Source organism: Streptomyces gottesmaniae, assembly GCF_031845845.1.
Taxonomy (GTDB): Bacteria; Actinomycetota; Actinomycetes; order Streptomycetales; family Streptomycetaceae; genus Streptomyces; species Streptomyces akebiae.
Genome location: NZ_JAVRFJ010000022.1, coordinates 96,853 through 120,839, shown reverse-complemented (window position 1 = coordinate 120,839; position 23,987 = coordinate 96,853). Strand labels below are relative to the sequence as shown.

At 69.5% G+C, this 23,987-nt stretch carries 18 protein-coding genes and 5 tRNA genes; 11 read left to right on the top strand and 12 right to left on the bottom strand.

What is annotated here, in order from left to right; all coding sequences use genetic code 11:
- Positions 1 to 117: 117 nt before the first annotated feature.
- A complete protein-coding gene (locus tag RM704_RS24595) occupies positions 118 to 456 on the bottom strand; it encodes a MerR family transcriptional regulator (RefSeq protein ID WP_033526765.1) in 339 nt (112 codons plus the stop codon).
- Between the two features lie 752 nt (positions 457 to 1,208).
- Between RM704_RS24595 and RM704_RS24590 the strand changes: the two genes are divergently transcribed.
- Positions 1,209 to 1,568 (top strand): GvpU-like protein, encoded by a 360-nt coding sequence (locus RM704_RS24590; RefSeq protein ID WP_033526764.1) that lies wholly within the window; start codon positions 1,209 to 1,211, stop codon positions 1,566 to 1,568.
- Positions 1,569 to 1,851: 283 nt separating this feature from the next.
- Here the strand turns inward: RM704_RS24590 and RM704_RS24585 are convergent.
- The 5 genes from RM704_RS24585 to RM704_RS24565 all read right to left on the bottom strand — a co-directional run bounded on the left by RM704_RS24585 (position 1,852) and on the right by RM704_RS24565 (position 7,661).
- A tRNA-Lys gene (locus RM704_RS24585) sits at positions 1,852 to 1,924 on the bottom strand.
- 238 nt (positions 1,925 to 2,162) lie between these two features.
- Positions 2,163 to 3,773: an amino acid permease gene (locus RM704_RS24580; RefSeq protein WP_052145976.1), complete on the bottom strand. Its 1,611-nt coding sequence runs from the start codon at positions 3,771 to 3,773 to the stop codon at positions 2,163 to 2,165.
- Positions 3,774 to 3,909: 136 nt separating this feature from the next.
- Positions 3,910 to 6,120 (bottom strand): DEAD/DEAH box helicase, encoded by a 2,211-nt coding sequence (locus RM704_RS24575; RefSeq protein WP_033526763.1) that lies wholly within the window; start codon positions 6,118 to 6,120, stop codon positions 3,910 to 3,912.
- A gap of 367 nt (positions 6,121 to 6,487) precedes the next feature.
- Positions 6,488 to 7,018: a hypothetical protein gene (locus tag RM704_RS24570; protein ID WP_192829627.1), complete on the bottom strand. Its 531-nt coding sequence runs from the start codon at positions 7,016 to 7,018 to the stop codon at positions 6,488 to 6,490.
- A gap of 292 nt (positions 7,019 to 7,310) precedes the next feature.
- Positions 7,311 to 7,661 carry a metallopeptidase family protein gene (locus RM704_RS24565; RefSeq protein WP_009327618.1) on the bottom strand — a complete coding sequence of 117 codons (351 nt, stop codon included), beginning with the start codon at positions 7,659 to 7,661 and terminating at the stop codon, positions 7,311 to 7,313.
- A gap of 74 nt (positions 7,662 to 7,735) precedes the next feature.
- On the opposite strand from RM704_RS24565, the gene RM704_RS24560 reads away from it, so the two are divergent.
- The 7 genes from RM704_RS24560 to RM704_RS24530 all read left to right on the top strand — a co-directional run bounded on the left by RM704_RS24560 (position 7,736) and on the right by RM704_RS24530 (position 14,526).
- Positions 7,736 to 9,406 carry a metallophosphoesterase family protein gene (locus RM704_RS24560; protein WP_033526761.1) on the top strand — a complete coding sequence of 557 codons (1,671 nt, stop codon included), beginning with the start codon at positions 7,736 to 7,738 and terminating at the stop codon, positions 9,404 to 9,406.
- A gap of 81 nt (positions 9,407 to 9,487) precedes the next feature.
- Positions 9,488 to 9,560: transfer RNA gene (locus RM704_RS24555), tRNA-Glu, on the top strand.
- A gap of 35 nt (positions 9,561 to 9,595) precedes the next feature.
- A tRNA-Asp gene (locus RM704_RS24550) sits at positions 9,596 to 9,670 on the top strand.
- Positions 9,671 to 9,694: 24 nt separating this feature from the next.
- Positions 9,695 to 9,768, top strand: a tRNA-Phe gene (locus RM704_RS24545).
- Positions 9,769 to 9,930: 162 nt separating this feature from the next.
- Entirely contained in the window at positions 9,931 to 13,914 is a 3,984-nt protein-coding gene (hrpA, locus tag RM704_RS24540; protein ID WP_033526760.1) for an ATP-dependent RNA helicase HrpA, read from the top strand.
- A 100-nt stretch (positions 13,915 to 14,014) separates the two neighbouring features.
- Positions 14,015 to 14,089: transfer RNA gene (locus RM704_RS24535), tRNA-Asp, on the top strand.
- A 245-nt stretch (positions 14,090 to 14,334) separates the two neighbouring features.
- On the top strand, positions 14,335 to 14,526 hold the full coding sequence (locus RM704_RS24530; protein ID WP_033526759.1) for a DUF6274 family protein: 192 nt from the start codon (positions 14,335 to 14,337) through the stop codon (positions 14,524 to 14,526).
- 553 nt (positions 14,527 to 15,079) lie between these two features.
- Here the strand turns inward: RM704_RS24530 and bldC are convergent.
- Together bldC and RM704_RS24520 are read right to left on the bottom strand one after the other, a co-directional pair.
- Positions 15,080 to 15,286 carry a developmental transcriptional regulator BldC gene (gene bldC, locus RM704_RS24525; protein WP_003949541.1) on the bottom strand — a complete coding sequence of 69 codons (207 nt, stop codon included), beginning with the start codon at positions 15,284 to 15,286 and terminating at the stop codon, positions 15,080 to 15,082.
- Positions 15,287 to 15,897: 611 nt separating this feature from the next.
- The gene (locus RM704_RS24520; RefSeq protein WP_033526758.1) at positions 15,898 to 16,755 is read right to left on the bottom strand and encodes a DUF8083 family protein; all 858 of its coding nucleotides are present in this window, start codon (positions 16,753 to 16,755) and stop codon (positions 15,898 to 15,900) included.
- Positions 16,756 to 16,978: 223 nt separating this feature from the next.
- Between RM704_RS24520 and RM704_RS24515 the strand changes: the two genes are divergently transcribed.
- Together RM704_RS24515 and RM704_RS24510 are read left to right on the top strand one after the other, a co-directional pair.
- Positions 16,979 to 18,073, top strand: coding sequence for a Leu/Phe/Val dehydrogenase (locus RM704_RS24515; protein ID WP_033526757.1), 1,095 nt, complete (start codon positions 16,979 to 16,981; stop codon positions 18,071 to 18,073).
- 311 nt (positions 18,074 to 18,384) lie between these two features.
- Positions 18,385 to 18,639 (top strand): DUF3073 domain-containing protein, encoded by a 255-nt coding sequence (locus RM704_RS24510; RefSeq protein WP_033526756.1) that lies wholly within the window; start codon positions 18,385 to 18,387, stop codon positions 18,637 to 18,639.
- A 204-nt stretch (positions 18,640 to 18,843) separates the two neighbouring features.
- Here the strand turns inward: RM704_RS24510 and purM are convergent, their stop codons facing one another.
- From purM to RM704_RS24490, 4 genes are all read right to left on the bottom strand, one after another.
- The gene (gene purM / locus RM704_RS24505; RefSeq protein ID WP_033526755.1) at positions 18,844 to 19,914 is read right to left on the bottom strand and encodes a phosphoribosylformylglycinamidine cyclo-ligase; all 1,071 of its coding nucleotides are present in this window, start codon (positions 19,912 to 19,914) and stop codon (positions 18,844 to 18,846) included.
- 67 nt (positions 19,915 to 19,981) lie between these two features.
- Entirely contained in the window at positions 19,982 to 21,508 is a 1,527-nt protein-coding gene (gene purF, locus RM704_RS24500) for an amidophosphoribosyltransferase (protein ID WP_033526754.1), read from the bottom strand.
- Between the two features lie 84 nt (positions 21,509 to 21,592).
- Positions 21,593 to 22,411 (bottom strand): META domain-containing protein, encoded by an 819-nt coding sequence (locus tag RM704_RS24495; RefSeq protein ID WP_033526753.1) that lies wholly within the window; start codon positions 22,409 to 22,411, stop codon positions 21,593 to 21,595.
- Between the two features lie 55 nt (positions 22,412 to 22,466).
- Positions 22,467 to 23,264, bottom strand: coding sequence for a maleylpyruvate isomerase family mycothiol-dependent enzyme (locus RM704_RS24490; protein ID WP_033526784.1), 798 nt, complete (start codon positions 23,262 to 23,264; stop codon positions 22,467 to 22,469).
- Positions 23,265 to 23,389: 125 nt separating this feature from the next.
- Between RM704_RS24490 and RM704_RS24485 the strand changes: the two genes are divergently transcribed.
- The gene (locus RM704_RS24485; protein ID WP_033526752.1) at positions 23,390 to 23,974 is read left to right on the top strand and encodes a Uma2 family endonuclease; all 585 of its coding nucleotides are present in this window, start codon (positions 23,390 to 23,392) and stop codon (positions 23,972 to 23,974) included.
- Positions 23,975 to 23,987 lie beyond the last annotated feature (13 nt).

Here is a 23,987-nt window from a genome sequence, read left to right as displayed (position 1 = left end):
GGAGAACCGTTCGGGAGATCGTTCAGGGAGATCGTTCGGGCACGAGATCCATCCCCGCGTGTCACATCCCTGCCCTGCGCGCGTGAGGGCCCGCGGATACCGGCGGGCCCGCTCACCTCAAGCGTCGGCCGATGGATCGGACGATTCGTCGGCACGGCGGTATTCGGCGTTGATGCGCTGGGCTTCTTCGAGCTGGTCCTCGAGGATGATGATCCGGCATGCGGCCTCGATCGGGGTGCCCTGGTCGACGAGTTCACGCGCGCGGGCCGCGATACGAAGCTGGTAGCGGGAGTAGCGGCGGTGTCCGCCCCCGGAGCGCAATGGTGTGATCAGTCGCGCTTCGCCGATGGCCCGGAGGAAGCCGGGAGTGGTACCGAGCAACTCGGCGGCCCGGCCCATCGTGTAGGCGGGGTAATCGTCGTCGTCGAGACGTCCTAGCGACTCGTCTGCTGTCATCTCACCTCTCTGTGGAACGCGTCGAGGGGCCTTGGTGCCGTACGGCACCAAGGCCCCGAAGGAACTGCAAACACCATCTGCCGACTTTAGTACTGCGTCGGCCTTCTACTTCCGCACAGCCGCCCGATACGCCGACGGGGGTGCGGGGATCGCGGATGCGTGACCGGAGACCACCTGCCTATCGATGTCCTGCGGTACCCGAGCTCATGTCTCCGGCCCGGGCGATCCTGATGGCGCTCGACTCCTCCGTTCTTGCTTCTGAACCAATCACTTACAAAACGGGGACTGCGTACGGCGGCCCCTCATCACTGCGGGCCACCCGGTCCGGTCGTCAGTCCCGTCGCCGTCGTACAACAACCTGGCTCCGAAACTCCACCACCGCACCGTCATGCGTGTACTGCTGCCCGGCAGTTCGTGTCTGCCGGGGCTCTCTCGATCTCGGCTACGAGAGAAACGTTAATGAACCAAGTCCTCAATGTCTACTCCGGCGAGCATAGATTTTGGAGCACCCGGCGATGAGGTATCCCTCTCGGGTGATCTGCGAACACCTGGGACCGTCCGCAGCGCAGGTCCGGCGCACGGGTGAGCCCCCACAGCCGCGGCAGCGGGGTTCGGCGGGCCAGGGCCGACGTCCGGAACGCCCCGCCGCGTCCCCCGACGGGGCCTACAGCGGCAGGACCGCATGCGCCCGTCCTGCCGCTAGCGCCGCCGCCAGAGCCGCCCGCCCGGGACGGTGCATAGAATCCGGTGCCATGCCGAAGCCTGACGAGCTGATCGTTGACATCGCCGCCCTTGTCGAGTCCGGGCACAGCAACCAGATGTCGCTGACCGTGGTCACCGGTGGTGCTGTCATCACCGGTCGCCTCGCTCCCGAAGCCGTGTGGAGGCAGCGGGTGTCGGAGGTGCTGACGGACTCCGCCCACCTCAGCGAGTTCTCCGCCGTTTTCGACACCCCCGCGAAGAAGGACGGGCCACCCACGCACCTGCACTTCCATGTCGCCCGGATCCTGCAGGGCACGGTCGGGATCCCGGAGACCGGCGGGATGTACCGCGTTGCGATCGAGGAGGTCAGTGCCTGGACCATGGGCGACTTCAGCTACTCCGACCACTGACCCACAGGCGGCCCGCCGCGCCGAGAACGGCACGGCAAGCAGTGGGGGTCCTGCCGGCGCGCGCCGGCTGGACCCCCACTGCCGTTCGGCTCAAGCCGGTCACGTCGGCCGGACGGGCAGGGGAGTGCCGAGCATCCCGGAAGCCCGCGACCGGCTCGACGAGGTGACCGCGTCCGAGAACCAGGCTCGCAGTGGCTTGGGAACGAAGCAGCGCCCGACCCGACCGAAGCCGACTCAGGCGCTGCTTAGCAGGTCAGAGGGGATATCCCCCACCCGCGAACCGTAGGCCCTGTGGGACTCGAACCCACAACCAATGGATTAAAAGTCCACTGCTCTGCCAATTGAGCTAAGGGCCCAGACGATGTTGCCTCCCCGAGCATAGCCGGACGTGGCCGGGAGTCCGATCGGGTATCGGTGACCCGGCCGCGTCGGAGTGCCGCAAAAAGGTTCGCCGCAGAACAGAACGGGCGGAAGATCGGCGGAAGTCGGGCGAGTTGGCCGAGCCGGGAGCCGCCAGGCGACGAAGGCCAGGAGCCCGAGCCCGGCCAGGGCCCGGCCCGGCCCGGCCACGCATCACGGGTCACGGGTCACGCATCACGGATCGATCGGCTCCGGCGCCCCCTTCCCTGCCGCCTCACGTGCCGCTTCCCCTGCCGCCTCCCGTGCCGCCTCCCGGGCCACACTGCGCGCGTGCTCAGGGTTGAGGAACCAGTGGCGGGCGGAGGCGGCCCACCAGATCGCCGCGAAGCCCAGCACCACGAGCACGGCGACGGGGGCGTAGTTGAAGTTCTCCCAGGTGACCGGGGAGAGCTGCGGGAGCATGAACAGCACGGTGATGAAGAGGACCCACACCACCGCGATCAGGCCGATCACCCGCGACCAGCGGCCCAGGTGCCAGGGGCCGCGCTCGAAGGCGTCGCCCTTGCGCAGCCGGAGCAGGGTCGGGATGACGTACGCGATGTAGAGGCCGATCACCGCGATGGAGGTGACGGCCGCGTACGCCGTGACATTGATCAGGTAGGGGAGGCCGAGGAGGAGCGCGCCGCCCGCCGCCAGCCAGACCGCCGCCACGGGGGTGCGCGTACGCGGGCTGACCGTGTGCCAGACGTGCGAGAACGGCAGGGCGCCGTCGCGCGAGAAGGCGTAGATCATGCGGCTGTTGGCGGTGACGGAGGCCATGCCGCAGAAGAGCTGCGCGCCGATGATGACGAGGAGGAGCAGCTTGCCGCCGGTCGCGCCGAGCGCGTCGAGGAGGATCTGCGCGGGCGGCACCCCGGTGGCCGACTCGCGCGCGCCGTCGTAGGACTGGATGGCGAAGGTGAAGCCGAGGAGGAGGACGAAACCCGCCACCCACGACGTCCAGATGGACTGGACGATGCCCTTGGGGCCGGCCGTCGACGCGTCGTGCGTCTCCTCGGTCATATGGGCGGAGGCGTCGTACCCGGTGAAGGTGTACTGCGCCATCAGCAGCCCCAGCAGCACCACGTACAGCCCGCTGCTCCAGCCCGTGTTGTTGACGAACTCGGTGAACACGAAGGACGCCGACTGATGGCTGTCCGGGACGATGACGAGCGCGCCGACGATGACGGCCACACCCACCACGTGCCACCACACGCTGATGCTGTTCAGCAGCCCGACGATCCGGACGCCGAAGGTGTTCAGCAGGCCGTGCAGCAGGAGGATCGCGGCGAAGAGGAGGATCGTCCGGCCCGGCGTCACCTCGAAGCCGAACTCCAGGTTCAGGTACGCCGCCAGGAAGGACGCGGCGCCGAAGTCGATGCCGGCGGTCACGGCCACCTGGCCGAGCACGTTGAACCAGCCCGTGAACCACGCCCAGGCCGCCGCGCTGCGCTCCGGCGCCAGTCGGTGGGCCCAGAAGTACAGGCCGGCGGAGGTCGGATAGGCCGAGCAGATCTCGGCCATGGCCAGACCCACGAAGAGCGTCATCAGACCGACCGCGACCCAGCCCCACGTGATCACCGCGGGTCCGCCGGTGTTCATGCCGAAGAGGTAGAGGGTCATACAGCCGGACAGGACCGAGATGATCGTGAAGGAGACCGCGTAGTTGGAGAACGCGGACATACGGCGGGCGAGGACCTGCGTGTAGCCCAGCTGGGCGAGCCGTTCCTCGTCGGACACCGAGACCGACACAGAGTCCGGGGCCGAAGCCCCGGCTGCCCCACGGGCTATGTCGTCATCTGTCATGCCCCCAGCAATTCCCTCTCCAGGGACGTGACATGCGCCACACCATGGCCGAAAACCGGCGAGGCGCGGAGGAGGGAAAGGCGCAGGGCCCGTACGACCGGAGTCGTACGGGCCCTGCGAGGTGTGTCAGCCGACGTCAGCCGTTGCGCTTCCAGCGCGGCTTCTCGTCACGACGGCCGAAGGAGGAGCCGGTGCCGGTGCCGGTGCCGGTGCCGCTACCCCGGTGGTCGTCACGACGGCCGTACGGGCGCTCGTGGCCGCCGGAGCGGAAGCCCGGACGGTCACCCTGGCGGTCGCGGTTGAAGGGACGGTCGCTGCCCCGGTGGCCGCCACGCTCGTCGCGACGCTCGAAGGAACGGCCACCACGGTCGTTGTCACGACGGAACCCACCACGGTCGTTGTCACGACGCTCGAAGGGACGCCCACCGCGCTCACCGTCACGGCGCTCGAACCCACCGCGCTCGTTGTCACGACGGAACCCGCCACGGTCGTTGCGGTCACGGTCGAAGGAACGCCCGCCACGCTCGCCGTCCCGACGCTCGTTGCGGTCGTTGTCCCGGCGGACACCACCGCGGTCGTTGTCGCGACGCTCGAAGGAACGGCCACCACGGTCGTTGTCCCGACGGAACCCACCACGGTCGTTGTCACGACGCTCGAAGGAACGCCCACCGCGGTCGCCGTCTCGACGGTCGTCACGGCGGTCGAAGCCACCGCGCTCGCCGTCGCGGCGGTCGTCGCGACGGAACCCGCCACGGTCGCCGCGGTCGTTGTCACGACGGTCGAAACCGCCGCTGCCCCGCTCCTCGCGGCGCTGACGCGGCTGGTCGTACGAGGGCTGCTCGACGATCGCGACCGGGGCCTCGACGGACGCGCCGTCCGTCTCGACGCCGGCGGCGCCGGTCTCCGACGCGACGGTGGCCGCGGCGGCCGCGACAGCCGCCTCCGGGTCCTCGCCCCGCTCCCGCGCGGCACGCGCGGTCAGCCGGTCGGCCTCCTCGCGCAGCTCGACGGCGCGACGCGTGGCCCGCTCCAACTGCTTGGTGAGGTGAGCGACTTCACGCTCGGCCTGCTGCGCGGCGTTGCCGGCGGACTCGGCCTGGACCTCGGTCATCGACCGGGCGCCGGTGATCTCGGCCACCTCGGGGTCGAACGACGTACCGCCCTGGATGATGTGACGCCCGGCGTCGACGCCCGCGTCCTCCATCAGCCGGAAGATCTGGCGGCGCTGGTGCGGCAGGGAGAGGGACACGACCGTGCCCGTACGCCCGGCACGCGCCGTACGGCCGGCCCGGTGCAGGTAGTCCTTGTGGTCGCCCGCGGGGTCCACGTTGAGGACGAGGTCGATGCCGTCGACGTGGATGCCTCGGGCGGCGACGTCGGTCGCGACGAGCGCGTTGACGTAGCCCTTCTTGAAGTCCTCCAGCACCCGGGTGCGCGCGCCCTGCGTCATACCGCCGTGCAGCGCGTCGGCCTTCACGCCGGAGTCGCACAGCTGCTCGGCGATACGGTCCGCGCCGAGCTGGGTGCGGACGAAGATGATGGTGCGGCCCTTGCGCGAGGCGATCGCGGCGGTGACCGGCGCCTTGTCCTTGGGCTTCACGATCAGGATGTGGTGCGACATGGTCGTGACGTTGCCCTGGGCGCTGTCGACCTCGTGCGTGACCGGGTTGCTCAGGTAGCGCTTGACCAGCGTGGAGATCTCGTTCTCCATCGTGGCGGAGAACAGCATCCGCTGGCCGCCGGCCGGGATCTGGTCGAGCAGTTCGGTGACCTCGGGCAGGAAGCCCAGGTCCGACATCTGGTCGGCCTCGTCGAGGACGGCGATCTGGACGTTCTCCAGCGAGCAGGCACCGCGGTTGATGAGGTCGCGGAGACGGCCCGGGGTGGCGACGAGGATGTCGACACCGCGCTCCAGGGCGTAGATCTGGTTGCCCATCGACGTACCGCCGCAGACGACCTTCATCTTCAGGCCGAGGACGTCGCCGTACGGCTGGAGCGCGTCCGCGACCTGCATCGCGAGCTCACGGGTCGGGGTGAGGATGACGGCGCGCGGCTTGTGCTTCTCGGTGCGGCCGCCGGCGAGCGTCGCCAGGGTCGGCAGCCCGAAGGAGAGGGTCTTGCCGGAGCCGGTGCGGCCACGGCCGAGGATGTCCTTGCCGGCCAGGGCGTCCGGGATGGTCGCCGCCTGGATCGGGAAGGGGCTGGTCACGCCGTTCTGCGCGAGCTTGCGCACGACGCCCTCGGGGAGACCGAGGGTCGCGAAGGTGACCTCGGGGGCCGCCGCCTCGACGGTGTCGTTCTCGCCGTTCTCGGGCACGACGACGTGATCAGTACTGGAAATGGACATGCGTATGCGAAACCTTCCGGAGTCTCGTCGGCACGCGCCCGTCAACTCCGTGATTCGCACACGACCGCCTCTATGCGGTCCGCCACGGCAAGGGAGAGTACGCGCCACACGGCGCGCTCTGCGGTGGCGCCGGGCAAATGGGATCAAACGATCTACCACCATACGCACCCACCACCCCTCTAGGCAAACTGAGCGGAGATCCGCAGGTCAGGGGCGCGCGGCAGATTCAGCGGGGCTGCGGCAGATACGGCGGGACCGCAGGGGCAGCGTCTCCGGCGAGCTCCGGGCGAGCCCTGTGCGGGCGTGGCGTACGCCACGCGGACGCCCTCCCCCGCCGCGGCGCCCTTCCGGACCAACCGCCGCGGACCTACGCCGTGTTGCCCGCCTGCGGTGCCGGCTCCCGTTCCACCAACTGCGCCCCCTGCTCGTGCGCGGACGACGACGGCTCGGCCGAAGGCTCCGGCGACGGCGGGGGCTCCACCGGCTTCGTCGGCTCCGGCTCGGGCTGCTCGACCGTCGGCGTGGGAGTCGGCTCACCCTTCGTCGGCTCGGGCTTCTCCGGCCGCTCGCCCTTCCCCTCGTCCTGTCCCCCCTTGGGCGGCTCCGCCCTGCCGGACGGCTTGGCGGCCCCGGACGGCGACGCAGAGGGGGAGGCGGACCGGCTGGCGGAGGGGTCGGGCGAGGCGGAGCCACGGCGCTTGCCCTGACCGGCCTGGTAGCCCGTGCCGCCTCCGCCCGTCACCGCGGAGCCCCCGTCCGGCTTCTCCCCGCCCCGCTGCCCCACGGACGGCGACGGCCCGGATTTCCGCCCTTCGTCCCCCACGCTCATACAGCCGCCGGCTGCCGCGACGGCCAGGACCGTGGCGGCCAGACGGACGGATACGTTCAAGGCACGCACGGCGGCCACCTCCGAGGGGGGCGGAATGAGGAGTCCCCCTGCCCAACTCCCGCCGCCCGCAAGAAGACACGCGCAGCGGGAAGCCCCTGCGCGCGCGGCCCGGAAGTGCCGCATGTCACGGCCCCGGCCGAGCGGCGCCCCCTCCCGAGGACGCGGGGACCTGCGTGACCGGCACCACGCCCGCCCGCACGCCCCACCGCCCCGAGCCCACTCGCACGGCCGCACCACTGGAGACGGCATTCCCCGGCCGAGACGGCAAGCAGCCCCCAGACGGCAAACGGCCCGGGACCGGCTATCCGTATCCGAGCGCGTGCAGCCGCGCGTCGTCGATCCCGAAGTGATGCGCGATCTCGTGCACCACGGTCACCTCGGTCTCCGCGACCACGTCCTCCCGCGACTCGCACATCCGCAGCGTCGGCCCCCGGTAGATCGTGATCCGGTCCGGCAGCACCCCGGCGTACCACTCACCGCGATCCGTGAGCGGAGTCCCCTCGTAGAGCCCGAGCAGCTCGGGATCGTCGGCGGGCGGTTCGTCCTCCACGAACACCGCCACGTTGTCCATCAGCCGCGTCAGCTCCGGCGGAATCCGGTCCAACGCCTCGGCGACCAGTTCCTCGAACTCCTCGCGCGTCATCTCCAGCACAGGGCCATTGTCATGCACGACCCCCGCAACTCGCCCCCCGCATATCCGTCCTCCCCCCTGGGCATACGGGACCAATGGCACGCGTCCCCGCCGCCCCAGCCACCCACGCCACCGACGCCACCGACGCCGACAAGACCGGCAACGCCCTGAGGACCGCCTTGCGGTCCGCTCTGCGCCGCGTCTCCCGGGCCATGCCCCGGGCCCCGCGCGCCCTGGCCCGGCACTACCGCTCCCGCCGCACGCACCCGACCCTCGAACTGGTCCACCACCCCCACCCCTGGGGACGTGCGCTCGGCCTCGTCGCGGTCGTGCTGCTCGGCGCCTGGCTGGGCCTGCTGATCGTCGGCAACGTCCGCACCCCCGTCGGCCCCATGAACACGACGATGACCCTGCGCCCGTCCCTCACCGGCGGTACGAAGATCAACGTCTCCCCCCTCGGCGCCCTGGAGCTGCACAGCCACAACGCCCCCGTCCGCCTGGACGTGAACGTCGACCAGCTCGACCCGGAACGCGCCCAGGCCCTGGTCGACCACCCCGAGCGGATCTCCGGACTGCAGGAGGAGATCGCCTCGGACGTGCAGCACGGCACCATCGACCTGGCCGTACGGTCGGGCGTCGCCGTCGTCGTCGGGGCCACCACACTGGGCCTCGCCGTGTTCCGCCGGCCCCGCCGCGCCCTCGCCGCGGGCGGCCTCGCCCTCGTCCTGCTGGCCGGCGCCGGCGGCACGGCCGCCGCCACCTGGAACCCCAACTCGGTCCTGGAACCCAAGTTCTCCGGCCTGCTCTCCTCCGCGCCGTCCCTCGTCGGCAACGCGCGCAGCATCGTCACCGAATTCGACATCTACCAGAAGGAGTTGGCCCGCCTGGTGACGAACGTGACCAAGCTGTACGACGTCACGTCCACGCTCCCCGCGTACCAGCCGGACCCCACGACCATCCGCGTGCTGCACGTCTCCGACATCCATCTGAACCCCGCGAGCTGGAAGATCATCGCCTCGCTGGTGGAGCAGTACGAGATCAACGTCATCGTCGAATCCGGCGACACCATGGACCACGGCAGCGCCGCCGAGAACGCGTTCCTGGACCCGATCGCCGACCTCGGCGCACCGTACGTCTGGGTGCGCGGCAACCACGACTCGCGCGAGACACAGCGCTATCTGGAGGGCGTCGACAACACGCACGTCCTCGACGAGGGGAAGGCGGTGACCGTCGGCGGGCTGCGCTTCGCGGGGATCGGGGACCCGCAGTTCACCCCGGACCGCTCGACCGACAAGGCGGGCCTGCCCTCGGAGCAGGTGGCCGGGCGGCAGCTGGCGGACGCCCTGCGTGCCCAGCGGGCGGCCGGCAGCCCCGTGGACATCGCGATCGCCCACAACCCGGACGCGGCCCGCGAGACGGACGGCGAGGTCCCGCTCGTGCTCGCCGGGCATGTGCATCACCCGGAGATGGAGGTCCTCGACCAGGGCACTCGCCTGCGTATCGAGGGCTCGACCGGTGGCAGCGGTCTGCGCGCCGTGGAGGGCAAGTACCCCGATCCCATCCAGGCCTCGGTCCTGTACCTCGACCGCGACACCCGGCGCCTCCAGGCCTGGGACGAGATCGAACTCGGCGGGCTGGGCCTGACGACGGCCGAGGTCAGCCGCCACCTGCCGAAGGAGAACCAGCCGGGGGCCGAACCCGGCGACGAGGAGTCCCCGTCCCCGTCGGGGAGCACGTCAACCGAGGAGTCCCCCGGTGGCCCGTAAACCGTTTTGGCGATACCTCCCGCCATCCCATATGCTTCTCACGTCCCCGACGCGCTGACGAAGCGCCCAGGCGGGCCGATAGCCCTCATCGTCTAGCGGCCTAGGACGCCGCCCTTTCAAGGCGGTAGCACGGGTTCGAATCCCGTTGGGGGCACGCAAGAACGTGTGCGACACTGTCGTACGCATCTTGGTCCTGTGGAGCAGTTTGGAGTGCTCGCCACCCTGTCAAGGTGGAGGCCGCGGGTTCAAATCCCGTCAGGACCGCTGGTGTTTCACGTGAAACATCGCGGCTGGGTAGCTCAGTTGGTACGAGCGATCGCCTGAAAAGCGATAGGTCGCCGGTTCGACCCCGGCCCCAGCCACAGCGAACGAAGACCCCCTCCGGGTAGCCGGAGGGGGTCTTCGCGTATGCGGCAAACGTGGACGTCTCCGGCGCACGCCCGGCGGTTCGGCCCCGCACCCGCGACGGGCGCACGCAAAAGCGTTCGCCCCTCGTTTCCCGGAGGTGAGATCCTGGGTCCCGTATGTCCACTCACCCTGCCCCCGCCCCCGCCTTCGGCGCCCTCGCCCCTCGTCTGGCCGAGCTGTCCCTGCGCGACGCGCACCGGCTCGGCCGCAGACTCGAAGGCGCGCGCAAGATCCGTAAGCCCGAGGCCCGGGCCGCCGTTCTCGCCGAGATCGAGGCGGAGGTCGCCAAGGGCGAGTCCCGCATGGCCGAGCGCGCCGCACGCGTGCCGGCCGTCACGTACCCCGAACAGCTGCCCGTCAGCCAGAAGAAGGACGAGATCGCGGCCGCCATCCGCGACCACCAGGTCGTCATCGTCGCGGGCGAGACCGGCTCCGGCAAGACGACCCAGATCCCCAAGATCTGTATGGAGCTGGGGCGTGGCGTGCGCGGCATGATCGGGCACACCCAGCCCCGTCGTATCGCCGCCCGTACCGTCGCCGAGCGGGTGGCGGAGGAGCTGCGGACGCCGCTCGGCGAGGCGGTCGGCTGGAAGGTGCGGTTCACCGACCAGGTCAACCCGGACGCCACCTTCGTCAAGCTGATGACGGACGGCATCCTGCTCGCCGAGATCCAGACGGACCGCGAGCTGCGCGCCTACGACACGATCATCATCGACGAGGCCCACGAGCGGTCCCTCAACATCGACTTCCTCCTGGGCTATCTCGCCCAGCTGCTGCCCAAGCGCCCCGACCTCAAGGTCGTCATCACCTCCGCGACCATCGACCCCGAGCGCTTCTCCCGCCACTTCGGCGAGGCGCCGATCGTCGAGGTCAGCGGCCGTACGTACCCCGTGGAGGTGCGCTACCGCCCCCTACTCGAAGAGGACTCCGACGACGCCGACCGCGACCAGATCACCGCCATCTGCGACGCCGTCGAGGAGCTTCAGGGCGAGGGCAAGGGAGACATCCTCGTCTTCCTCTCCGGTGAGCGCGAGATCCGGGACACGGCGGACGCGCTGGTCAAGAAGAACTACCGCTTCACCGAAGTCCTCCCTCTCTACGCCCGGCTCTCGCACGCCGAGCAGCACCGCGTCTTCCAGCCGCACACCGGTCGCAGGATCGTTCTGGCCACGAACGTCGCCGAGACCTCCCTCACCGTCCCCGGCATCAAGTACGTCATCGACCCGGGCTTCGCCCGCATCAGCCGCTACAGCCACCGCACCAAGGTCCAGCGGCTCCCGATCGAGGCGATCTCCCAGGCCAGCGCCAACCAGCGCAAGGGCCGCTGCGGCCGTACCTCCGACGGTGTCTGCATCCGCCTCTACAGCGAGGAGGACTTCGAGGCCCGCCCCGAGTTCACGGACGCGGAGATCCTCCGGACGAACCTCGCCTCCGTCATCCTCCAGATGACCGCGGCCGGCCTCGGCGACATCGAGAAGTTCCCGTTCATCGACCCGCCGGACCACCGCAACATCCGCGACGGCGTCCAGCTCCTCCAGGAGCTCGGCGCGCTCGATCCCGGGCAGAAGGACGTACGCAAGCGCCTCACCCCGATGGGCCGCAAGCTCTCCCAGCTGCCCGTCGACCCCCGTCTCGCCCGCATGGTCGTCGAGGCCGACAAGAACGGCTGCGCCCGCGAGGTCATGGTGATCGCCGCCGCGCTCTCCATCCAGGACCCGCGCGAGCGCCCCGCCGACAAGCAGGCCCAGGCGGACCAGCAGCACGCCCGCTTCAAGGACGAGACCAGCGACTTCCTCGCCTTCCTCAACCTCTGGCGGTACGTCCGCGAGCAGCAGAAGGAGCGCGGCTCGTCGTCGTTCCGGCGGATGTGCAAGCAGGAGTACCTGAACTTCCTGCGCATCCGTGAGTGGCAGGACATCTACAGCCAGCTGCGCACGGTCGCCAAACAGATGGACATCCATCTCAACGAGGACGACGCCCCGGAACAGCACATCCATGTCTCCCTCCTCGCCGGCCTGCTCTCCCACATCGGCATGAAGGACGTGAAGGACGCCGGGGCCGAGAGCGGCAGGGGCTCGGGGAAGAACGAGTATCTGGGCGCCCGGAACGCCAAGTTCGCGATCTTCCCGGGCTCGGCCCTCTTCAAGAAGCCCCCGCGCTTCGTGATGTCCGCGGAGCTGGTGGAGACGAGCCGCCTCTGGGGTCGCGTCAACGCGAGGATCGAGCCCGAGTGGGTCGAACCCCTCGCCGAGCACCTCCTCAAGCGCACGTACAGCGAGCCGCACTGGGAGAAGGACCAGGCGGCCGTGATGGCGTACGAGAAGGTCACGCTGTACGGCGTACCGATCGTCGCCCAGCGGAAGATCAACTACGGCCGGATCGACGCGGAGGCCAGCCGCGAGCTGTTCATCCGCAACGCGCTCGTCGAGGGCGACTGGCGCACGCACCACAAGTTCTTCGCCGACAACCGCAAGCTCCTCAGCGAGGTCGAGGAGCTGGAGCACCGGGCCCGGCGCCGGGACATCGTGGTCGACGACGACACGCTCTTCGACTTCTACGACCAACGCGTCCCCGAGCATGTCGTCTCCGGCGCCCACTTCGACTCCTGGTGGAAGCACAAGCGCCACGAACAGCCCGACTTCCTGGACTTCGAGCGGGAGATGCTCATCCGGGAGTCGGCCGAGGCGGTCACGAAGGCCGACTATCCGGACTCCTGGCGCCAGGGACAGCTGAAGTTCCGGGTCACGTACCAGTTCGAGCCGGGCGCCGACGCGGACGGAGTGACGGTCCACATCCCCCTCCAGGTCCTCAACCAGGTCTCCGACGAGGGCTTCGACTGGCAGATCCCGGGCCTGCGGGAGGAGGTGGTGACGGAGCTGATCCGTTCCCTGCCCAAGCCGATCCGCAGGAACTACGTACCGGCGCCGAACTTCGCGCGCCGCTTCCTGGACCAGGCGGTCCCCCTCCAGGAGCCGCTGCCGGTGACGATGGCCCGCGAGCTCAAGCGCATGGTGGGGGTGCCGCTGACCCCCGAGGACTTCGACTGGTCCCGGGTCCCCGACCATCTGAAGATCACCTTCCGGATCGTCGACGAGCGGCGCCGGAAGCTGGCCGAGGACAAGGACCTGGAGTCGCTGCGGCTGCGGCTGAAGCCGAAGGCCCGCCAGGCCCTCTCCCAGGCCGCCGCGGCCACCGCCGAGCGCCAGGGCGGCGAGTCCGTCGAGCGGACCGGCCTGACGGACTGGACGATCGGCTCGCTCACCCGGGTCTTCGAGACACGCCGGGCCGGGCAGCCGGTGAAGGCATATCCGGCGCTCGTCGACGACGGGCCGAAGGCCGGCACCGTCTCCGTACGCCTCTTCGACACGGAGGCGGAACAGATGGAGGCGATGTGGAAGGGCACCCGTAGGCTCATCCTCCGAAACATTCCGGTCAACCCTGCGAAGTTCGCGAGCGAAAAGCTCACCAACGCGCAGAAGCTGGCCCTGTCCGCCAACCCGCACGGTTCGATCCAGGCGCTCTTCGACGACTGCGCGATGGCCGCGGCCGACAAGCTGATCGCCGACTTCGGCGGACCGGCGTGGGACGAGTCGTCGTACCGCAAGCTGTACGACAAGGTGCGCGCGGAGATCGTCGACACGACGGTCCGTACGGTCGGCCAGGTGCAGCAGGTACTGGCCGCCTGGCAGGCCTGTGAACGCCGTCTGAAGTCCACCCGCAGTCCGGCCCTCCTCGCCAACCTCACGGACGTACGGGGGCAGCTGGACGCCCTCGTGAAGCCCGGGTTCGTCACGGAGGCGGGGCTGCGCCGGCTGCCGGACCTGATGCGCTATCTGGTGGCGGCCGACCGCCGGCTGCAGCAGATGCCGACCGGCGTCCAGCGGGACACGTCCCGGATGGAGAAGGTCCACGAGATGCGCGACGAGTACGCCTGGCTGCTGGAACAGCTGCCCCAGGGGCGGCCCGTACCCTCCTCGGTCAAGGAGATCCGCTGGATGATCGAGGAGCTGCGGGTCAGCTACTTCGCGCACGCTCTGGGCACGGCCTACCCCGTCTCCGACAAGCGGATCGTGAAGGCGATCGACGCCGCTGTTCCGTAATCGGCCATGCACACCGGGTGAGTTCGACCGTGGGGCCACCGCTCCTGTACAGTCTCTTCTCGCAGGCCAGCGCGGCAACAAGGCGCGGACTGCGAAACCTGGTCCTGTGGAGCAGTTTGGAGTGCTCGCCACCCTGTCAAGGTGGAGGCCGCGGGTTCAAATCCCGTCAGGACCGCACGACGAAGAAGGCCCGCATCCCTCTGGGATGCGGGCCTTCTTGCTGCCCCTTCGCCGCCTGTGCGTCCAAGAGCGCGCGCTGCCTGGGCTGTTGGGCCCGCGCGGGGCGCCTGGGGCTGGTCGCGCAGTTCCCCGCGCCCCCGGGGAGGGGCCTGAGGCTCTCCCTCGGCGCCGTGGGGGTTGACGGCGTCACATTCCGCCGGTACCTCAGATTCAGGGGCCAGAGACCCACGGAGGTGGCGTATGGCGGCGTCCGCTCGGCACGAGACTCGCGCATTGCTCCGTGCTCACCTGTCGGCCGCCTCCTCGTACCGCCACCTCACCCACCACTGCCCGATCTGCCACCGCCTGCTGCGGCTGGCGACGGAACACCCCTCGGGCGCCGAGGACGGCGCCGAGGACCCCACGGAGGACGAGACGCCCGCCAAGGCGTGAGACGCGTCCCGCAGGGAAAACACTCGGCAGGGGTGCGTCACGCTCAACTCCCGCCCCCTTTACCGCAGATGCCGCTCAGGCAACAAGGAGCCCGGCATGTGACGGGTGTCACTGAACGAGTTTTCGGATCGCCGGTTCTTACCAGTCCCCTACAACTAGTCAATTTAATATGTGCAATTGCACCAGTCCCCGGGGTCCTGCACAGGAGATCCGACGCCCCTCCCCAGAGTCCGTCAAGCCCGCGCACAACCCGCCGCGTCCGGACCGGAACCGACCCGGAATCGACCCAGAACCGACCCGGAACCGTCGATTCCCCCCTGGCTCCGCGCACAAAAAAGATCGCGCTGGACCCGGCGGAGTCCAGCGCGATCTACGACGCACCCTTGGCGCTTGCCTGACGATGCCCGGGAAGCCTGGGCCTCCCGGAAAGCTCTGTATGGCTCGGGCGTGGGATCTGTTGGGGCAGAACCCGCGTCGCTTGAAGCTGCTTGAGCGGTGCTTTCAGGCTTCCGGCCGATTGGGGGACCAGCCGAAATGCCCTGTTATGCGATGGTCAGGCCTCGCTGCGCTGCTGCGGAATGCCCGCGAGCAGTGCGCGGACCTCAGCCTCGCGGTAACGGCGGTGTCCGCCGAGCGTGCGGATGGACGTGAGCTTGCCGGCCTTCGCCCACCGCGTGACCGTCTTGGGGTCGACGCGGAACATGGTGGCGACCTCAGCCGGGGTCAGCAGCGGCTCGGCATCAGGGGTGCGAGCGGTCATGAGCGGCCTCCTCGGGAGAACCGAACCTTCTCGGTTCTTTCCTCTAAATTCTGCACCTTGACCCGCGTTGCCCGAAATGGCGGACGCGAGTCGAGTCGGTTATAGGACGAACGGCTTGTCCTCGGCACTACAACTACACCATCTGTCCAGCCGCGTCGGCCAAACCGATGGAATTGCCCTCCCAGGTGTTCATCAGCGACGGATGCCGATGGACCATGCCATAGCGGACAGTCACGCCACTGTGACGATCAGTCACAGTGGCGTGCAGGAGTCACGAGACCCCCCAATAGCGTGCAATGCTGAGATTCCACCCATACGTGGGCAGAAGGAGCCTCCCCCGGGCTCCTTGTCCTATTTTGACACGAGGAGGTGCGTAAGAGGCAAGGCCCGCGTAAGTGCAATCCGTCACGCTTGGCGGCTTCTTGACACAAAAGCCCGGATCGGGACCTACGTCCCACGATGACACACGCAGGTCACTGCGTTGCGTCAAGCTTGGGTCAAGGGTGGACAGTTCACCACGGTTCGGCTTTCGTGGAAAGCCTTTTCCCATCAGCCCCACAAGTCACATGTACGGACGCGAGGTTGAGCCGGTTCAACCGGTTCGGCCCGGTTCAGTTCGCCGAGCGCCGGTCCCGTACCGCCCGCCAGCGCTCGACCAGACGCCCGTACGCCTCCCCGGCGGCGAGGCCGTCCCCGGCGCGCAGGGCCTCGATGCCCTCGGCGACGTCGGCGGCGGAGTGGTCGCCGTCCAGCTCGGCGGCCGGCAGGACGTGCACGAGGCCGCCGTAGTCCAGCTCGACGAGCGAGCGCGGGTGGAACTCCTCCAGCCAGCGGCCCACGTCGATGAGACCGTCGATGAGCGGCCCCTCGTCGATGGCCTCCCGCAGGGTCCGCAGGCCCCGCGCCACGCGCCGCCGGGCCTGCACCATGGGAGTGCGATAGCGAAGCACCGGCGAGATCTCGCCGGATCCCCCCTCCCCCGACCCCTTCTCGTAGGTCCGCTCCTCGTCCGAGACGAGGACGAACCAGTTCAGGGGCACATGCCAGGTCGCGGTGCGGATCCAGGGCCGGGCGTCGGGGTTGCCGACCATCCAGCGCTCGTAGTCCTGGCTCGCCTGGTGGCGCACCAGCGGCGGCAGCACCGCGTCCAGGACCGGGGCCGGCAGCTCCTCGGCCAGGTCGCCGAGCGCCTGCCAGCCGCGCAGCCGGGTCCGCCAGGGACAGACACAGACCACGCCGTCGACCTCCAGCACGAAGGCGTCGTCGCTCTCGTGCACCGGCACGGGCACCGGCGGGGTCGGCAGCAGGTCGGCCAGCGAGCGGCGCAGCTCGTCCTGGTACGAGGGACGGTCGGGGCGCCGGGCGTAGCGGTCCCAGTGGCCGCGCTCCGGCTCGGGGAAGGCCGCCAGCGGCTCGTACACGCGGAGGTAGGACGCGTACGGGACGATCACCGAGGACACCTTGGGCACGCCTGCTCCCTCCCCCGGCTGCCACCGGGGAAACCTGCCGAATCCGCACATGGGCGGGCCGGAAAACTGTGCGGATCGCACCACGTCCGTACTCCGGCCGGGGGGTGATCCTGAGGCTGCGCCGCTGTACGGCGGACGCAGGCTCTACTCTCATGCTCACAGACCCCGCCACCCGTACGGGAGCCTGTCACCCACCGCCGCTTCTTACCCAGGAGTCACCACAGTGACCGAAGTATCTGACGGCGTCCTGCACACCCTGTTCCACTCGGACCAGGGCGGTCACGAGCAAGTCGTGCTCTGCCAGGACCGGGCCAGCGGCCTCAAGGCCGTCATCGCCATCCACTCCACCGCGCTGGGCCCCGCACTGGGCGGCACGCGCTTCTACCCGTACGCGACCGAGGCGGCGGCCGTCGCCGACGCCCTGAACCTCGCGCGCGGCATGTCGTACAAGAACGCCATGGCCGGTCTCGATCACGGCGGCGGCAAGGCCGTGATCATCGGCGACCCCGACCGGATCAAGAGCGAGGAACTGCTGCTCGCCTACGGACGGTTCGTGGCCTCCCTCGGCGGCCGGTACGTGACCGCGTGCGACGTCGGCACCTACGTCGCCGACATGGACGTCGTGGCCCGCGAGTGCCGCTGGACGACCGGGCGGTCGCCCGAGAACGGCGGCGCCGGCGACTCGTCCGTCCTCACCGCCTTCGGCGTCTACCAGGGCATGCGGGCCTCCGCCCAGCACCTGTGGGGCGATCCGTCGCTGCGGGACCGCACGGTCGGTGTCGCGGGCGTCGGCAAGGTCGGCCACCACCTCGTGGAGCATCTGCGGGCCGAGGGCGCCGAGGTCGTGATCACGGACGTGCGCGAGGACGCCGTACGGCGCATCCTCGACAGGCATCCGGAAGGGGTCCGCGCGGTCGCGCACACCGACGCGCTCATCCGGACCGAGGGGCTCGACATCTACGCCCCCTGCGCGCTCGGCGGAGCCCTCGACGACGACTCCGTGCCCGTCCTGACCGCCAAGGTGGTGTGCGGCGCGGCCAACAACCAGCTCGCGCACCCCGGCGTCGAGAAGGACCTCGCCGACCGCGGGATCCTCTACGCGCCGGACTACGTGGTGAACGCCGGCGGGGTCATCCAGGTCGCCGACGAGCTCCACGGGTTCGACTTCGAGCGGTGCAGGGCGAAGGCAGCGCGGATCTTCGACACCACTCTGGCGATCTTCGCACGTGCGAAGATGGATGGTATTCCGCCGGCCGCCGCGGCCGACCGGATCGCCGAGCAGCGGATGCACGAGGCGGCCGCTTCACGCGGTCGCTGAGCCTCGGGGAAGACGCCGCACGGCTTTCGCGCGGCGTCGGCGGTACCCGCCGGCGGCTTTAGAGAGAACTCTCACTTCCGTCGGCGGGTCGCCCGCCCAGAAACGGTTAAAATCACCGTTGACCAGCGGGGAAAGGGCTCCTCGCAGGTTCTGGGCACGGGCACGTCCTGCGGGCGACGTACCGTATGGGCGTGGGCTCAGGTACCGTGGAAGCCCTACGGACCGGTCTCTCCGCGGAGAGCCCGTTCTAGATCATGAACGCGTGTCAAGACTCTGGGGCCGTCGAGCCCCGTCACCGAGGGGGTCGAGCCATGGGGCGCGGCCGGGCCAAGGCCAAGCAGACGAAGGTCGCCCGCCAGCTGAAGTACAACAGCGGCGGGACTGACCTGTCGCGTCTGGCCAGCGAGCTGGGCGCTTCGACTTCGAGCCAACCGCCGAACGGCGAGCCGTTCGAGGATGACGAGGACGAAGACAACCCGTACGCCCAGTACGCGGATCTCTACAACGACGATGAGGACGACGAGGACGACCAGTCCGGTCCTGCCTCTCATCGTCGCGGCGCTTGACGATCTAGCCGCGCTCGACCCGGTCCGGGAGGGTTGCTCCGCCGGACCGGGTTTTGTGCGGTTTCGCTCCGCTCTGAGCGGGGGCGCCCAATAGCTCGGGTCCACCGCAATTTCGGCGACCCCGGGTCGCGTTGCGGTTCCTCGCGCAGTTTCCCGCCCCTGACGGTCGGGCCTTTTCGGCCTCAGTCAGGGGCTTACTGCCGTTCAGCCCCGTGCGTAGTCGCCGACCATTTCCGCGCCCGTGGTGTGCTCGGCGCGGTCCGTGATCTCGCCCGCGACCCAGGCCTCGACGCCGCGGTCCGCCAGGGTGGTCAGGGCCACGTCCGCCGACTCCTCGGGGACGATGGCGATCATGCCCACGCCCATGTTCAGGGTCTTCTCCAGCTCCAGGCGTTCGACCTGACCGGTCGTGCCCACGAGGTCGAAGATCGGGGCCGGGGTCCAGGTGGAGCGGTCGACCGTGGCGTGGAGGGTGTCGGGGATCACACGGGCCAGGTTGGCGGCCAGACCGCCGCCGGTGACATGGCTGAAGGCGTGGACCTCGGTGGTGCGGGTGAGGGCCAGGCAGTCCAGCGAGTAGATCTTGGTGGGCTCCAGGAGCTCCGCGCCGAGGGTGCGGCCGAGCTCGGCGATCTCCGCGTCCAGGGAGAGACCGGCCTGGTTGAGCAGGACGTGACGGACGAGCGAGTACCCGTTCGAGTGAAGGCCGGAGGCCGCCATGGCGATCACCGCGTCACCCGTACGGATACGATCCGGGCCGAGCAGACGTTCGGCCTCGACCACGCCCGTGCCGGCGCCGGCGACGTCGAAGTCGTCCGGGCCGAGCAGGCCGGGGTGCTCGGCGGTCTCGCCGCCGACGAGGGCGCAGCCGGCGAGCACACAGCCCTCGGCGATGCCCTTGACGATGGCCGCGACCCGCTCGGGGTGGACCTTGCCGACGCAGATGTAGTCGGTCATGAACAGCGGTTCGGCGCCGCAGACCACGATGTCGTCCATCACCATGGCGACCAGGTCGTGGCCGATGGTGTCGTACACGCCCAGTTGACGCGCGATGTCGACCTTCGTACCGACGCCGTCCGTGGCGGAGGCGAGCAGCGGACGCTCGTAGCGCTTGAGGGCGGAGGCGTCGAAGAGACCGGCGAAACCGCCGAGGCCGCCGAGGACCTCGGGGCGCTGTGTCTTCTTCACCCACTCCTTCATCAGCTCTACGGCGCGGTCGCCCGCCTCGATGTCGACGCCCGCGGCTGCGTAGCTGGCACCAGTTGTCTCAGACATGACGGTGAGAACTTTCGTGTCGTCCTGCGGCAGGTAAGCAGGTGTTACCCGCTGTCTACGGGCTGTCTTACGGGCGACGGATCGCGTCGGCCGCGGCCGTGGCGGCGGGCCCTGCTGCCAGCTCGGTCTCCAGGAGCTGCTTGCCGAGCAGCTCGGGGTCCGGCAGCTCCATCGGGTACTCGCCGTCGAAGCAGGCCCGGCAGAGGTTCGGCTTGGCGATGGTGGTCGCCTCGATCATGCCGTCGAGGGAGATGTACGCCAGGGAGTCGGCGCCCAGCGAGGTGCCGATCTCGTCGATCGTCATGCCGTTGGCGATGAGCTCGGCGCGGGTGGCGAAGTCGATGCCGAAGAAGCAGGGCCACTTCACGGGCGGGGACGAGATCCGGATGTGGACCTCGGCGGCGCCCGCCTCGCGGAGCATCCGGACCAGCGCGCGCTGGGTGTTGCCGCGGACGATCGAGTCGTCGACGACCACCAGACGCTTGCCCTTGATGACTTCCTTGAGCGGGTTCAGCTTCAGCCGGATACCGAGCTGGCGGATCGTCTGGGAGGGCTGGATGAACGTACGTCCGACGTATGCGTTCTTCACCAGACCCGCACCGAACGGGATGCCCGAGGCCTCCGCGTAGCCGATGGCGGCCGGGGTGCCGGATTCCGGGGTCGCTATGACCAGGTCGGCCTCGACCGGGGCTTCCTTGGCCAGCTTGCGACCCATCTCCACGCGGGAGAGGTACACGTTCCGGCCGGCGATGTCGGTGTCCGGGCGGGCCAGGTACACATACTCGAAGACACAGCCCTTGGGCTTCGCTTCCGCGAATCGGGAGCTGCGCAGACCGTTCTCGTCGATGGCGATGAACTCGCCCGGCTCGATCTCCCGGACGTAGGCGGCACCGCAGATGTCGAGGGCGGCGGACTCGGAGGCGACGACCCAGCCGCGCTCCAGCCGGCCGAGGACCAGCGGACGGATGCCCTGCGGGTCACGGGCGGCGTAGAGGGTGTGCTCGTCCATGAAGACGAGGGAGAAGGCGCCGCGCACCTGCGGGAGGACCGCGTGGGAGGCCTCCTCGATGGTCAGCGGCTTGCCGTTCTCGTCGACCTGGGCCGCGAGGAGCGCGGTGAGCAGATCGGTGTCGTTGGTGGCCGCGACGCGCGGCGTACGGCCCTCCTGCTTGGGCAGGTCGGCGACCATCTCGGCGAGCTGGGCCGTGTTGACCAGGTTGCCGTTGTGGCCGAGGGCGATGGAGCCGTGCGCGGTCGCACGGAACGTGGGCTGGGCGTTCTCCCAGACGGAGGCGCCGGTGGTCGAGTAGCGGGCGTGACCGACCGCGATGTGACCCTGGAGGGAACCGAGCGAGGTCTCGTCGAAGACCTGGGAAACGAGGCCCATGTCCTTGAAGACGAGGATCTGGGAGCCGTTGCTGACCGCGATACCCGCGGATTCCTGGCCCCGATGCTGGAGGGCGTAGAGCCCGAAGTAAGTGAGCTTCGCGACCTCTTCACCCGGAGCCCAGACACCGAAGACGCCACACGCGTCCTGGGGGCCTTTCTCGCCGGGGAGAAGGTCGTGGTTGAGTCGTCCGTCACCACGTGGCACGCCACCGAGTGTAGGCGAGATCGCGCACCGGTCCGAATCCGGTGATCTCGCCCGCCCCGGTCCCCGACTGCGGGTCGTCCCACGTCACTTGTCGGCGACGGCTCCGACCCCCGCCTTGTTTTCGCTGGTCAGCGTGATACTGCGGTGATCGATCCGATACTCCACCGTGCCCTTGAAGAGCTCCAGGAGGCTGCGTTCGGCGGCCATGAGTGAGTCGGAGCACATCTTGCGAGTGGTCCTCGGGTTGCCGAGGGTGATCTCGTCCTCGCTCACCGTCGCCTTCGCGGAGATGTCGTTGCAGCCGACGCTTCCGCTCAGGGTGCCCGCCTTCTTGTCGAGGGTGAACCAGGCCTTGCCCCGGGCGGCCTCGGGGAGCGAGGTGGCGACGTCGTGGTCCACGAGGGAGTCGATCCGCCACGTGGTGCCGTACAGCTCCGCGGGCCTCTCCTCGGTCAGCTCGACGGTGTCTCCGTCGCCGGTGGTGAGGGTGAGCTTGCCGTCGTCGGTCGTCTGAGCCGTGAATTTCTCGGTGTCGAGGGTGCGGGCGAAGCTCTTCTCGAACTTCATCGGGGCGTCGCCGCAGGCCATCTCCGTGGACCGGGCGGTCTCGAAGTCGATGCCGTCGTCCTTGAAGGCGGCGGTGGAGCCGAAGGTGTTGCAGCCGTAGTTGCCGTCGACCTCGCCGTTGTCGGCGATCTTCAGATAGGCGCTGTCGGGGGCCTGTTCGGTCTTTCCGCCCACGGTCAGGCTGTCGACCTTCCAGCGGACGCCGGTGACCGAGGACTTTGTGGCGGCCGAGCCGACGTTGCCGCTGCCGGAGTCGCCGGCCGACTCGTTGCCGCAGGCCGCGAGCAGCGGGAGCGGAAGCAGGGCCAGGGCGGTGAGGGTCAGTCGCTTGTCCATGGCGGTGGGACGGGTGGGGTGCGTGGGTGGTTCCACCGGGACGGTGCGGCCCGGATCAGCTCATGAGCGGCAACAGCCCGCTGAGGTCCGCCCGCTCGCCGCTCGCGCTGACCTCGGCCTCCTCCAGCGCGGCGGCCCACTCCACGCGGCCGGTCGCGAGCCGGATCCAGGTCAGCGGATCGGTCTCGACGACGTTCGGCGGGGTGCCCCGGGTGTGCCTGGGCCCCTCCACGCACTGCACGACGGCGTACGGCGGGATCCGCACCTCCGTGGAGCCGCCGGGCGCCCGCGCGGCGAGGGTGTCGGCGAGCAGCCGTACACAGGTGGCGAGGGCGTGCCGGTCGTACGGGACGTCCAGCCCTGGGACGGCGGCATTCAGGTCGTCGGTGTGGACGACGAGCTCGATGGCGCGGGTGAGGAGGTAGTCGTCGAGCAGCATGCCGCCGGCCCGGGTGTCGATGAGCCGGCCCGGCGGGGTGGCGGCGAGGGCGTCGGTGATCCGCTGCTCCACGCCGGCGTAGAGGGCGACGAGGTCCGAGGTGGCCTCCGCCAGGCCGTGGCTGCCCTCGGCGATGGCACCGGCGTGGGCGGCGGTCGCGGAGGCGTAGTCGAGCGCGTTCAGCTCGGCCTTCGGGGGCTCGGGGCGCGCCAGGGCACGGGTGACGCTCTCCACGGCCATGGTGATGTGCGCGGCCAGGTCCCGGACCGTCCACGCGCCGAGCCGGCTCGGCAGCGCGAGCTGCTCGTCGGTGAGGGTGCCCATGGCCTCCCGTACGTGCCCGAACTGGGCCAGGACGGCGGCGCGGGTCTTGGCGGGGTCGTAGGTGCGGGGGCGTTTCCTGGCGGGAGGCATGGGCTGAGCGTAGGGGAGGGCGAGGCGGGCGGGAGAGGTCACCCGAAAGCGTGATCGAAGGTGAAGTACGACTTTGCTCCGACGCCCCCGGGCGGCACTGGCCTTCGCCCAGAAGGGGGGGCAACATGACGGTTATGGCCGAGCGCACGTCTCAGATGTCGGTGGAGGAGTTCGAAGCGATCGCTTCCACCGCTCCCGAGACCGTCACGTTGGAGTTCATCAACGGACGGATCGGAGTCAAAGCGGTGGCGGACGGAGACCACGACACGATCGTGACGTGGCTTGCACGGCGCTGTATGCAGGCCAGGCCCGACCTGGATCTGTATCAGGGCCGAGGGCTCAGGGTGGAGTCCTATCGAGAGGGCAGAGCGAAACCGGATGCCGTGGTCACTCCTGAGGCCCACTTCGCGGGGCACGGCGAGTGGGCCGACCCCGAGGGTGCCCTCATGGTCGTCGAGGTCACCTCGTACGACTCGGACACCGACCGGCGGGACCGGCACGAGAAGCCTGCGGCGTACGGTCAGTCCGGGATCCCTCTGTATCTGCTGATCGACCGTGACTCGTGCACCGTCACCGTGCACAGCGGCCCGGACCGGCAGGTCGGCGGTTACCGCGACGTACGCACCGCGAAGTTCGGCGAGAAGGTCTGCGTCCCCGGCCCGATGAACATCGAACTGGACACAGAGATCCTCAAGAACTACGTCCGCTGATCCGAGGACCGAG